The sequence below is a fragment of the Ensifer aridi genome, assembly GCF_002078505.1.
Taxonomy (GTDB): Bacteria; Pseudomonadota; Alphaproteobacteria; order Rhizobiales; family Rhizobiaceae; genus Sinorhizobium; species Sinorhizobium aridi.
This window is the reverse complement of sequence record NZ_LUAV01000035.1, coordinates 194,415-206,227: the sequence shown is the minus strand read 5'-3', so window position 1 is coordinate 206,227 and position 11,813 is coordinate 194,415. Positions and strand designations below refer to the sequence as shown.

The following is an 11,813-nucleotide window of genomic DNA, read 5'->3' as shown; positions in this document are numbered from 1 at the left end:
GCTCGACGCGCTATTCCGGGGGCGTTGCCCGATCCGGACCGGGCAACGTCTCCTGTCGCAGACTTACTTCAGAAAGCCATTCTTCTTCAAGAAATCCTCGGCGACCGCCTTGGCCGGCTCTCCGCCGACCTGCACGCGCCCGTTGAGCTCCTGCAGCGTCACCAGATCGAGCTTTTCGAAGACGGGCTTCAAGAGGCTCTCGATCCCGGGATTTTCCTTGAGCGCCGCCTCGCGGATGATCGGCGTCGGCTGGTAGACAGGCTGCACGTTTTTGTCGTCCTCGAGAACGACGAGGCCGGAGGGCGCGATGCCGCCATCGGTGCCGTACACCATCGCGGCATTGGCGCCGTTCGTCTGGTTGGCTGCAGCGGCGATCGTCGCGGCGGTATCGCCGCCGGAAAGCGTGATGAGCTGTTCCGGCTTCAGCTCGAAGGAATAGGCCTTCTGGAAGGCGGGCAAGGCTGCCGCGGAGTTGACGAATTCCGACGAGGCTGCGAGCACGACCTGACCGCCGCCGGAGACATATTTGCCGAAATCCGAGAGCGTCTTGAGGTTGTTCTTCTCGGCGACATCCTTGCGCAGCGCGATCGCCCAGGTGTTGTTGGCGGGCGACGGCGTCAGCCAGACGATCTTGTTGGCTTCGTAGTCCAGTTTTTTCGCCTGCTCGTAAGCCTTGGCAGCATCCTTCCAGGCCGGATCGTCGGCCTTTTCGAAGAAGAAGGCGGCATTGCCGGTATATTCCGGATAGATGTCGATCTCGCCGGCGGTGATCGCCTTGCGTACGACGGGGGTTGCACCGAGTTGTACCCGATCGGTGGTCTTGATGTTGTTCGCATTCAAGACGGCGAGAATGATGTTGCCGAGGACGCCGCCTTCCGTGTCGATCTTGGAGGAGACCACGACGTCGGCCCTGGCCACCGCGGAGGTGAGTGCAAGGGCCAGAGCGGTGCCGATAAATGTCTTCAACAGGGTCAGGCGCATGATTGGTCTCCCTCGATAGTCTGTTCCCCTTGGCCACGGATTCTCCGGTGGCTCCGACTAGAGAATCCCATATATGTCAGGGTTCCGCAAAAGGACAGGGCACTGGCACCTTCGCGGACCTGCGGTTGAGCCTCGGCAGTATCGCCGATCTAGCCGCGTGCGGCCAGTTGCATTCGACGCCGAAGTCGGTCACTCTCCTCGCCAATAGTTGGGCCGCCTTCATGGGCTTCGGCCATGCCTTATATTTTGGTCTGCAGGCATTCTGAAAATACGTCACGGACCGGCAGCCGAGCACGCCCAGCCGTACGGTTCCGCAGCAATTCGGAGCGCGCATCGTCAGCGGTGGCTCCTGCGGCGCGGTCATCGGCACGCTCGGCGGCTATCAGGCCCGCAAATGCCTGGTTGCAATGATCGGCGGCGAGGATCTGGTTGCCATCTTACTCGCACTTTGGGTGGTGTCGTCATGAGCAGGAACTTCGACGCGATCATCATCGGCGCCGGCCAGGCTGGGCCGTCACTCGCAGGACGGCTGACGGAGGCCGGCCGGACCGTCGCCCTCGTCGAGCGCAAACTTTTCGGCGGAACCTGCGTCAACACGGGCTGCATGCCAACGAAAGCGATGGTCGCGAGCGCCTACGCGATCCACACCGCGCGCCGCGGCGCCGAATACGGCATGACGACCGGGCCCATCTCGGTCGATTTCGCCCGCGTCATGGCGCGAAAGGAGAAGGTCCGGCTCGATGCCCGTGCGGGCGTCGAAAGCTGGCTGAAGAACATGAACAACTGTACGGTGCTGGAAGGCCATGCGCGCTTCGAAAGCCCGACCGAAATCCGCGTCGGCGAAGAGCTGATCTCCAGCGAACAGGTCTTTCTTAACGTGGGTGCGCGCGCCGCTGTCCCGGATTTTGCCGGTATCGACGAGGTTTCCTATCTCACCAACAGTTCGATCATGGAGCTCAACCATCTGCCCGGCCATCTGGTGATCATCGGCGGCAGCTATATCGGGCTCGAATTCGCCCAGATGTTCCGCCGCTTCGGCTCCGAGGTCACGGTGATCGAAAAGGGGCCACGCCTGATCGCACGCGAAGATCCGGATGTCTCCGATGCAATCCGCGCCATCCTCGAAAAGGAGGGAGTTCATATTCGCCTCAACGCCGAATGCATCCGCTTCGCCAAGCATCCGAACGGTGTGGCCGCCGGTGTCGATTGCACGTCGGGAGCGCCCGAGGTCATCGGCTCCGATGTGTTGCTTGCCACCGGCCGCCGTCCGAATACGGACGATCTCGGCCTCGACAAAGCGGGCGTGAAGACTGACGCGCGCGGCTATATCGAGGTCGACGACTTCCTGCGCACCAACGTGCCGCATATCTCCGCGATGGGCGAATGCAACGGCCGCGGCGCCTTCACACACACCTCCTACAACGACTTCGAGATCGCCGCCGCGAACCTCATCGACAACGACCCGCGCCGAGTTAGCGATCGCATCCAGACCTATGCACTTTATATCGATCCGCCGCTCGGCCGCGCCGGCATGACGGAGACCGAGGCGCGCAAGAGCGGGCGTAAGCTCATGATCGGCACCCGTCCGATGACACGGGTCGGGCGCGCCGTCGAAAAGGGCGAGACGCAGGGCTTCATGAAGGTCATCGTCGACGCGGACACGAACGAAATCCTCGGCGCGTCGATTCTCGGAACGGGCGGCGACGAGGCGATCCAGAGCATCCTCGACGTCATGTATGCGAAGAAGCCCTACACGACGATCTTGCGGGCCGTGCATATCCATCCGACGGTCTCGGAACTGATCCCGACGGTGTTTGGGGACATGTCGCCGGCGACGTAGTGCGGAGGTCATCCCCGCCGAATCTGGAGGTAGCTGCCAAAACCGTGATCAGAGATCCGATGCGCCGCAGGAGGATTCTTTCCTGCAATGTCTTAGCGATCGTCCTCCCAGCGACGCAGCCAAAACCCCTCCGATGAACAACCCAGCACATAGCTGCAATTCGCGGGCGCGAACGCCCGTTCGCGCCCGCGGCTTTTTCGCTGTCGCTATTTCACCGGTATCATAAGATGAGCGTAGGGAGTGCCGGCCCACATCACGTACGGCCGGGATGTGTCGGGCTTGGCCTCCGTCGGATAGCCTTGCATCATGTCCGTCGCATTGACGATCATGACGTGCGGACCGGTTTCCACCCAGTTGTTACCCTCTTCGGGTTTTGTCGCATAAGGATCGGTGTTGCTCGCGTCGCTGCCGCCGGCCAGCATATAGATGAAGCCCACCTTCCCTTTGGGCGGCTCCTTTTTTTGGATCCATGCCGTCGCCCATTCCATTGCATTCGCATCGCCGCACATCGGGTCCGGGCCAGGCGTGGCCGGAACGTCCGGCATGCACCAGAAACCGTTCGTGCCCTCCCTCAACGTGCGCATGTTGCCCTTCTCGTCCATAGCATGGATCGCAGCACCGCTTGCTACCCCGGAGGGCGCAGCGGATTCAGCGCTTTTGATCAGTGCAGCGTCGTCGGCGGCTGCGCCCTGCACTGCAACCAAACTGCTCGCTGCCAATAGGGCAGCGGCCGTTAGAAGCCGTTTCATGGCCGTTCTCCCGGATCGCGTTCATCGTTGTCATTGTGTCGGCCTGCGGCTGTCCCAAGCCGTATTAGCTGCACCTAAAATGATAGCAGATTGGGCGCGCCCGAACAATTAAGTAGGGCAGCTCGCGCGCCTGCGACGATCCGGTATCGTCCGTTGCCTGTGCGGCTCCGACTCACGCATCTTTTCCGCAGCTGAACCATCTCAGCGACATGCAGGAGAGGCCGGCATCGATCTTGCCGATGTCCGTGGTCTTCAGCGGCACGACCTTGTAGCCGGCCTTGTCGAGCATCTCGGTCGTGCGCGGAAAATCGGAACCGACCATGACGACGTCGTTGACGCGAAGGGCGTTGGCGGCCGGCTCCTCGCCTTCGGGAATGATCATCTGCCTGAAGTTTTCAAAGACGCCGGAACGCGCCAACCGATTGGTGGAAAGGATCGTCTCGTCATCGAGCAGCGAGCAATCGGTCTTGAAGTGTAGCACGCCTGCGGGTGTCGCGACGATCTCGCTCTTGCGTCCGAGCTTTGCGAGGCAGCCCTGCAGCGCTTCGGCGCCCGCCCTGTCGGTGCGCGCGGAAAGCCCGATCATGACGCTTTCCCGGGTCGTCAGCACGTCGCCACCATCGGCATAGCCGGCCGGCAGCTCAAGGACGGTTTCGAACATATCGTGGAGCGTCGGCGCGATTTCCTCGACTTCCTTGACGCGCGTGGCCGCGCCTGGGCGCAGCAGGATCGCGCCTTCAGTGAAGACTAGCGCGGGATCCTCCACGAAGATCGAGTCCGGAAAGGCCTCGAGCGCCGGCAACACCGTGACCTTCACGCCGGCCTCATGCATCGCCTGGACATAAGCCTCGTGCTCGGCCTTGACGCCCTCATAGGTCGGGCTGCCGCGATCCTCCGCGCGCAAGCCGTTGACGACCGAGCGCGAAGGGGTACGGACGATGATCTGATTGAAGTTGAAGGCAGAGCGCGGCTGCGACATTCGTTCGGCACCTTGGCTTGGAGCTGTTTCGTTGCTGATCAGTCGATCAAAAAATCACGATCGACGCCAGCAGGTTTGCGCAGAATGCCGGTGCCAATAAACAGAATTCGACCCCCACGCCTATCGGGAAACGTGCCTTGCAGTTCAGACGTAGGCACGATGCAGTGAGATTACAGCTCGTCGGAGACGCCGACCCGATGGCGATAAACCATCTCCCAGCCCTGCCAGCCGGTGAAAAGGAAAATGCCGACCACGATGAGAGAAAGCAGCAACCCCTCCGGGATCACCGCTTGATCACCGTTCGCATACCGCAGATAGAAGTTGATCGCCGTCAGTGCGATTGCCGCCGCATTGCCGATGAAGTGATACCAGGCAGCCGTCAGTTGCCGGACGAGAGGCTCGCCCAGGAAATCCGTCAAACCGGCGAGTGCGGCCAATGCGCCAAAAACCAACGCTCCTCCGAGCAGCCATAGCGCCGCGACTGACCAGGATGACGAGCCTGTTTGCCAGAAGGCGAGGTCGCAGAACAACGTGGTCACGACGAAGACAACGGGAAACGGAATGAGCATCGGGTGAATTGGATGGCCGGCAATCTGCAGCGTGCTGCGGGGGTTGCGGGTCGTCCGTGCCATTGTCGGCGTGGACGCGGCTCCTTGCGGCGCCGTCGAGGTGTTACTGTCGTTCCAAGTCATGACACTGCCTCCTCATGCGGGAGGGAGGCGGGCGTCATCTTCGCGTCACGTTCGGCTGAAGCCTGATGTCGCGAAGCGGGTCAGAGGTGTCCGTGGAAACGCTCGACAACCTCCCGAAGGTCACTGCCCTGCGTGTTTCCGGTGCCGCGCGATGCCAAGCTCGCAGTTATGAAAATCGCAGTCAGCAATTACAAACGCGGCTTGCTACGCGAAGGTTCCCACGACCGCAGGTACGCCCTCCTGCGATCCCGTCCCAAGTCCTCGAGGCAAAGCCGCGACGGCTTCGTATTAGCCGACAAGTTTGCTCGCGAACTCTGGATTGCCCCGCAAGGTGTTGCTGACCGTGCAGATTTCGTTTTCCGCCGCCTCGGCGATGGCATGCCGGACCGTATCGTCGAAATCGCCCTTGATGACGAATTCGATGTCGAAACGCGCCACCCGCGACGGTTCGTCATGAGCCTTCCCGCCGGTCACTTTGGCCGAAACCTCCGTGAGCTTGTCGAGCACCCCGAATCGGCTCGCCGCGATCCGAGCGCTGAGGACTAGACAGCTCGCGAGCGAGGCATAGAGCAGATCGAGCGGTCCGAACCCCGGCTGAGAAGGGCTGGTGACGATGTCGAGCTCGCCGCCGGTGAGCGACGTGACCTGCGGGAAGCCGGTGCGGCCGACGACGGCGGTGGCCCCTGTTTCCCGCGTCCTCACTTTGAGCTCGGCCATACCGCGATCTCTCAGATTGATTCCGGCGGGATGACACCCTTGGTGAAAAGAAAGCAGCCGTAGAAGCGCGTCTCGCCGGTGGTGATGACACAATAGGCCTTCTTCGCTTCCTCGTAGAAGGCGAAGCGCTCGATGCCGTACATGGGGGCGGGGTTGCCCTCGGCGCGATCGATTTCGGCCTGGACCTCGCGCTGCACCGGCGGGATTTCGTCGGGCGCGCCCATGACCTCCATGCGCCCCGCCGAGGGCTGGAGCGGCGTGTCGAGCGGCAGAACCGAAAGCACGGCCTTCACCGCGCGCGCGGCTGAAACGTTGTCGATGTGGAGCAATTTGCCGAGTGTCGTCTGGCGGGCGATCGCATCCGACGGGAAATTGGTGTCGGAGATCACCAACGTATCGCCATGGCCCATTGAGCGAAGCGCGTGCAGCACGTCCGCATTGAGGGCCGGATCGAGATTCTTGAGCATTTCTGTCTTCCTCCAAAACGCCACCGCTTACGGGTGGCGCGGGTCGCATCAGGCCGTTTCCGGCGCCGATCGTCAACAGGGCTGCTCCGCTTTCCCCACTCTTCCGGCTCTCTCCGCGGCCGAAAAGGGCGGATCCCTACTCGCCGTAAGGAATCCAGATGTTCTTGACATCGACCGCTCGGCGCAGAAACGCCTGCCCCTCGGCGGCCGAACGATCCATCCAGTCGATGGCCTTACCGTAGTCGACGAAGGTGCGCTTCAGATTGCCGACCGACAGCTTTTCGACGAGCGTCGAGAGCTCCGGCGAGCCGAACGCCCAGAGCGCGTCAACGTCATTATGGGCGGCGAGCGTTTTGGCGAGTTCGATCGTCGAGCCGGTGACGATATTGATCACGCCGGCAGGGACGTCGGAGGTCTCGAGGACGGAATAGAAATCGGTCGCGGCCAGCGGATGCGGTTCGCTTGGAACGGCGATGACGCGATTGCCGACGGCAATGAGCGGCGCGACAAGACTGACAAGCCCAAGCAGAGGCGCTTCCGGCGGGCAGATGACGCCGACAACCCCTTGCGGCTCCGGCATGGCCAGCGCCACGCCGCGCAACGGCGGCTGGTGTACGACGCCCTCGTATTTGTCCGCCCAGGCGCCGTAGCTGAAGAGACGCGCAATCGAGGCGTCCACCTCCGTCCTGGCATTGGCGGCCGAGGCCCCGGTCATCGCAGCGATGCGATCGGCGAATTCCGGCGCTCGGGCGCTCAAGTTCTCGGCGATGTAGTAGAGGATCTGCGCCCGGTTATGCGCGGTTGCCGACGACCAGCCGGAGGCCCCCCGTGCGGCGGCGACGGCGTTGCGGATGTCCTTGCGATTGCCCTCGCCGACCTCGCCGATCACCTTGCCCTTCGGCGAAAGCACCGGCCGCGAATAGTTGCCGTCCGGCCGCGCCTGCTTGCCGCCGATGAAGAGCTTGGCGGTGCGGTCGAGTGTCGGCGTCGCGAACTCACCGGCCACGGGCTTCAGAACCGGCACGTTGGATTCGGCACGGAGCTTGCGCCCGACCCAGGCCTTCGGCTTCAGATATTCGTAGCAGCCTTCCTTTCCGCCTTCGCGGCCGAAGCCGGATTCGCGTTTCCCGCCGAAGCCGCTCGATGCGTCGAAGAGATTGGTGGCGTTGACCCAGACGACGCCGGCGGCGAGCTTTGCCGCGACATGCAGAGCCAGCCCGATCGTTTCGCTCCAGACGCTGGCGGCAAGGCCGTAGCGGGCATGGTTGGCAAGCTGGATCGCCTCCTCCGGCGTGCGGAAGGTCATGGACACGGCCACCGGCCCGAAAATCTCCTCCGAGGCGACAACGGAGGTCGGCTGGACATTGGTGAGCAGCGTCGGCGGATAGAAGCTGCCGCCCTTCGGCAACTCGATCTTCGGCTGATGCAGCGACGCGCCTTCGGCCAAGCCCTTCGCGACCATGCCTTCGATGCGCTGCAACTGCACGGGCGCGACGATCGCCGCCATGTCGATCGCCTTGTCGAGCGGATGGCCGACGCGGAGCGTCTCCATGCGCCGCGCCAGCCGTTCGTGGAAAACGGGCGCCACGCCCTCCTGCACGAGGAGGCGTGATCCGGCGCAGCAGACCTGACCCTGATTGAACCATATCGCGTCCACGACGCCCTCGACCGCCCCGTCGATATCGGCGTCGTCGAAGACGATGAAGGGCGACTTGCCGCCGAGCTCCAGCGTCAGCGATTTGCCCGAACCGGCGGTCTTCTCGCGGATCAGACGGCCGACCTCGGTCGAACCGGTGAAGGCGATCTTGTCGATATCCTCGTGCTCGACCATCAGCGCCCCCGTCTCACCCTCGCCCGTCACGATGTTCAAGACGCCCGGCGGCAAACCGGCCGCGGAGGCGAGTTCCGAAAACAGCAAGGCCGTGAGCGGCGTGAACTCGGCCGGCTTCAGGATCACCGTATTGCCGAGCGCCAAAGCCGGCGCGATCTTCCAGGCAAGCATCAGGAACGGAAAGTTCCAGGGGATGACCTGGCCGACGACGCCGACCGGCACCTGATCGGCAAATTCCGTCTCCTGAAGCTGCGCCCAGCCGGCGTGGTGATAGAAATGGCGGGCAGCAAGCGGGATGTCGATGTCGCGCGTCTCGCGGACCGGTTTGCCATTGTCGAGGGCTTCTACGACCGCGATCAGGCGGGCATGACGCTGGACCATGCGGGCGAGTGCGTAGAGATGACGGGCACGGGCATGGCCAGGCAGTTTCGCCCAGGGGCCTTGCGCCTTGCGTGCGGCCGCTACGGCGGCGTTCACATCATCACGGCCGCCGAGCGCTATCTTCGCGAGGAGCGCCCCCGTTGCTGGCTCGAAGCTGTCAAACGTCTTGCCGGAGACGGACTCGACGAACGTGCCGTTGATGAAGTGGCCGAACTTGCCCTTGTGGCGCGCGAGCCACTGGCGTGCCTCCGTATCGGCTTCGGGCGCGGGACCGTAAGACATTTCGTCGAAGAATTTGGCGACGCTCATCGGATTATCCTATCGGGTGTCTGTTGAGGGCCGAATAGGCACCGCTGACATGATGTTCGAGCTGGCGCTCGATGTCGGCGAGCAGGCTCGATGCCCCGATGCGGAAGAGGTCGGGTTCCAACCATTCCCGCCCGAGCTCCTCCTTCATCAGGAACTGGTAGTTCAGCACGTCCTTCGCGGCGGAAATGCCGCCGGCCGGCTTGTAGCCGACCTTGATGCCCGTCCGCTCCTCATAGGCGCGGATCATTCTCAGCATGACGAGGGTGACGAGCAGCGTCGCATTCACGCCCTCCTTGCCGGTCGAGGTCTTGATGAAGTCGGCGCCCGCCATCATGCAGACGAGCGAGGCGCGCGCGACATTGCGCAGCGTCTTGAGATCGCCGGTTGCGAGGATCGCCTTGACATGCGCATCGCCGCAGGCGGCACGGAAGTCGCGCATCTCCTCGTAAAGCGCCTGCCAGTTGCCGGTCAGCACGTGCTCGCGGGTAATCACGATATCGATTTCCCGCGCGCCGTCAGCGACCGAGGCTTCGATTTCCTTAAGCTTCACGTCATGCGGCACGAGGCCGGCAGGAAAGCCCGTAGAAACGGCGGCGACCGGAATACCCGAGCCCTTCAGCGCCTCGACCGCCGTCGAAACGAAGCGATGATAGACGCAGACTGCACCGGTCGTAATGCCGCGATCACCCATGCCAAGCGCATCGAGAATATCCTGGCGCACCGGCTGGCGTGCCTTGGCGCAGAGACGCTTGACGCGCTCCGTCGTGTCGTCGCCATTGAGCGTGGTGAGATCGATGCAGGTCACCGCTTTCAGCAGCCAGGCGGCCTGCGCATCCTTCTTGACCGTCCTCCGCCCCGGCAGCGTCGCGACGCGCCGCTCGGCGGCAGATAGGTTTACGCGCTGGTCGAGCACCCAGGAAAGGTCGAGCTCGACGCCGTCGTTGCGCGGCCAGTTATGACCAGCGCCGGCGGGATGTTCTTCCACCGCCACCACACTTTTCCGAGCAAGATCTTCCAACAGACTTCTCCTCGATCTTCCAGAATCACAAGGCGGTGCACCGCAAGCCGTCCGGCGTGGTGTTATTTTTATAACAACGTTATTGTTACGATCACATCATTTTACCCAGCGTGTCAAGCGAGGGCGTCCCGCTCCGAGGCAAACTATCATAACTTGCTGGACAGCGGGACCGCGTTGGCGGCTGTTGCCGCCGCCCCTTCTTCCGTAATAACCGATTGGAAGACGCTGAGTGGCGCGAAGAAGGCCGCCTTCAGCCTGCCGATCTTGCTCGTGTCCACGACGAGGTAGCTCTCGCGCGCCAGCGAGATCGCCTTCTGCTTGACCGGCACCTCATGAAAATGAACGCAGGTCGCGCCCCTCACCGGATCGACGCCGGCCGCAGAGAGGAACGCGACGTTGATGCCGAGCTGATCCAGCGTGTCGAGCCCGGAACCGCCGGAAAAGGAAGCCGAGGACGGGTGATAGACGCCGCCGAGCATGACGATCCGAACATTCGGCTTACGCGTCAGCCGCTCCGCCGCGTTCAGAGAGTAACACACTGCTGTTATTGAGTAATTTTCCGGTATCAAGTCGACCAAATATTCAAGCGTCGTACCGCAATCGATGAAGATCGTCTCATCGGGGCGGATGTGCTTGGCGGCGTGGACGCAAGCCTCCCGTTTTGCCGCCGCATGGCTGTCGGCCGCGCGCGCGAGTTCGTAGGGCGCATCGCCCTCGATCTCCGCGGCCGGAACGATATGGCCTCCAAGATATCCGAAGAGACCGGGATTGTCGGCCACGTCGCGGCGGATCGTCATTTCCGATACGCCGAGCAACGCCGCCGCCTCTTTCAAGTGTAGCACCCGTCGCGCCGCAAGCGCGTCGGCCATTGCGATGATACGTGTCGACTTGCGATTGGCCATGGTCTTTCCGTACCAGCGACTTGCGAATGTGGCGCAACATTTTTTGTGAGAAATATCACAGATCAAGCTCTGGCCGCAAGGCGTGCGTCAGGCGGCACGACGGTCGAGAGAATGCCAATCAAGCAGGCCCGCGCGCTGCGCGTTCCATCACAACTGCAGGGCGTCCCTGAGATCGCCGCCCTTCTTCGTCGTTCGCAAGTCGAGATCCGCCTCGATGTGATCGATATGCTTGAGCATCAGCGCGCAGGCGCCGTCGACGTCATTTTTCTCCAGGGCATCGACGATTTCCTGATGTTCGTTGTGGCCGCAGCTCGAGATCACCGACTGGCCGTAGAGCGCGATCACAAGGGAAGAACGCGCGATGAGTTCGTCCATGAACCGCTTCAGAATGGCATTGCCCGTGATCGCGGCGATCGCCAGATGGAAATCGCCCGACGCCTTGATCTCGGCCCGGCGGGCGGTGGCGCCGCGCTGGTTCGTCAATCGCTCCTCTTGCGCCAGCAGCTCTCGCAGGTCCTTGATCTCAGCCTTTTGAATGTGGCGCGCCGCATCCCGGATCACACTGGGTTCGATAAGCCGGCGCGTCGCGAAGATTTGCTGCGCCTCGGCGACGGAAGGATGGGCGACGAAGGCTCCGCGGTTCTTCTCGACATTGACGAGCCCTTCATATGCCAGGGCCTGAAGGGCGGCACGCACGAGCGTGCGGCTGACATTGAACAGGCTGCCGACGTCATTTTCGGAAAGCTTCGTTCCGGGCGCCAGACGGCGTTCGACGATCGCCTCGCGCAACGCGTCGCGAATCTGCTGGGCGCCGATGTCGATGGCGTTTTCCGCCGCGGTGAAATTGGCTGAAGTCATGAGACTGGGAATCCGAACAGTGCCGACACTCTAGCGCGCGGCATGCTCGAAGTTAACCATTAATTGTGCTCAACTCGCTGCTTAGATTG

The 11,813-nt window shown here is 62.6% G+C and carries 11 protein-coding genes; 1 reads left to right on the top strand and 10 read right to left on the bottom strand.

The annotated features are described in order from the left end of the window. Positions 1–63: 63 nt before the first annotated feature. Complete coding sequence (gene osmF, locus AYK65_RS26945; protein ID WP_026614936.1) at positions 64–981, bottom strand: glycine betaine ABC transporter substrate-binding protein OsmF; 918 nt, start codon at positions 979–981, stop codon at positions 64–66. A gap of 463 nt (positions 982–1,444) precedes the next feature. Between osmF and AYK65_RS26935 the strand changes: the two genes are divergently transcribed. Then, on the top strand, positions 1,445–2,821 hold the full coding sequence (locus AYK65_RS26935; protein WP_081162355.1) for an FAD-containing oxidoreductase: 1,377 nt from the start codon (positions 1,445–1,447) through the stop codon (positions 2,819–2,821). Between the two features lie 206 nt (positions 2,822–3,027). On the opposite strand, the gene AYK65_RS26930 is transcribed toward AYK65_RS26935, so the two are convergent. The 9 genes from AYK65_RS26930 to AYK65_RS26890 form a co-directional block, all read right to left on the bottom strand. Next, entirely contained in the window at positions 3,028–3,570 is a 543-nt protein-coding gene (locus tag AYK65_RS26930; protein ID WP_026614934.1) for a hypothetical protein, read from the bottom strand. A gap of 172 nt (positions 3,571–3,742) precedes the next feature. Continuing rightward, positions 3,743–4,549: an arginine deiminase family protein gene (locus AYK65_RS26925; protein ID WP_026614933.1), complete on the bottom strand. Its 807-nt coding sequence runs from the start codon at positions 4,547–4,549 to the stop codon at positions 3,743–3,745. A gap of 170 nt (positions 4,550–4,719) precedes the next feature. Then, positions 4,720–5,241 (bottom strand): DUF2231 domain-containing protein, encoded by a 522-nt coding sequence (locus AYK65_RS26920; protein WP_338031520.1) that lies wholly within the window; start codon positions 5,239–5,241, stop codon positions 4,720–4,722. Between the two features lie 288 nt (positions 5,242–5,529). Continuing rightward, positions 5,530–5,958: an OsmC family protein gene (locus AYK65_RS26915; protein ID WP_081162222.1), complete on the bottom strand. Its 429-nt coding sequence runs from the start codon at positions 5,956–5,958 to the stop codon at positions 5,530–5,532. An 11-nt stretch (positions 5,959–5,969) separates the two neighbouring features. Further along, a complete protein-coding gene (locus AYK65_RS26910; RefSeq protein WP_081162219.1) occupies positions 5,970–6,425 on the bottom strand; it encodes an RbsD/FucU family protein in 456 nt (151 codons plus the stop codon). A gap of 136 nt (positions 6,426–6,561) precedes the next feature. After that, a complete protein-coding gene (locus AYK65_RS26905; RefSeq protein ID WP_026614929.1) occupies positions 6,562–8,946 on the bottom strand; it encodes an aldehyde dehydrogenase family protein in 2,385 nt (794 codons plus the stop codon). Positions 8,947–8,950: 4 nt separating this feature from the next. Then, positions 8,951–9,964, bottom strand: coding sequence for a deoxyribose-phosphate aldolase (deoC, locus tag AYK65_RS26900; protein ID WP_046119246.1), 1,014 nt, complete (start codon positions 9,962–9,964; stop codon positions 8,951–8,953). Positions 9,965–10,110: 146 nt separating this feature from the next. Further along, positions 10,111–10,866: a DeoR family transcriptional regulator gene (locus tag AYK65_RS26895; RefSeq protein ID WP_046119245.1), complete on the bottom strand. Its 756-nt coding sequence runs from the start codon at positions 10,864–10,866 to the stop codon at positions 10,111–10,113. A gap of 147 nt (positions 10,867–11,013) precedes the next feature. After that, positions 11,014–11,724, bottom strand: coding sequence for a GntR family transcriptional regulator (locus AYK65_RS26890; RefSeq protein ID WP_046119244.1), 711 nt, complete (start codon positions 11,722–11,724; stop codon positions 11,014–11,016). Positions 11,725–11,813 lie beyond the last annotated feature (89 nt).

Bases quoted from the DNA above. Each gene is read 5' to 3' on its own strand.
- osmF (WP_026614936.1), bottom strand. From the start codon at position 981: ATGCGCCTGACCCTGTTGAAGACATTTATCGGCACCGCTCTGGCCCTT.
- AYK65_RS26910 (WP_081162219.1), bottom strand. From the start codon at position 6,425: ATGCTCAAGAATCTCGATCCGGCCCTCAATGCGGACGTGCTGCACGCG.
- AYK65_RS26915 (WP_081162222.1), bottom strand. From the start codon at position 5,958: ATGGCCGAGCTCAAAGTGAGGACGCGGGAAACAGGGGCCACCGCCGTC.
- AYK65_RS26930 (WP_026614934.1), bottom strand. From the start codon at position 3,570: ATGAAACGGCTTCTAACGGCCGCTGCCCTATTGGCAGCGAGCAGTTTG.
- AYK65_RS26925 (WP_026614933.1), bottom strand. From the start codon at position 4,549: ATGTCGCAGCCGCGCTCTGCCTTCAACTTCAATCAGATCATCGTCCGT.
- AYK65_RS26920 (WP_338031520.1), bottom strand. From the start codon at position 5,241: ATGACTTGGAACGACAGTAACACCTCGACGGCGCCGCAAGGAGCCGCG.
- AYK65_RS26890 (WP_046119244.1), bottom strand. From the start codon at position 11,724: ATGACTTCAGCCAATTTCACCGCGGCGGAAAACGCCATCGACATCGGC.
- AYK65_RS26905 (WP_026614929.1), bottom strand. From the start codon at position 8,946: ATGAGCGTCGCCAAATTCTTCGACGAAATGTCTTACGGTCCCGCGCCC.
- AYK65_RS26895 (WP_046119245.1), bottom strand. From the start codon at position 10,866: ATGGCCAATCGCAAGTCGACACGTATCATCGCAATGGCCGACGCGCTT.
- AYK65_RS26935 (WP_081162355.1), top strand. From the start codon at position 1,445: ATGAGCAGGAACTTCGACGCGATCATCATCGGCGCCGGCCAGGCTGGG.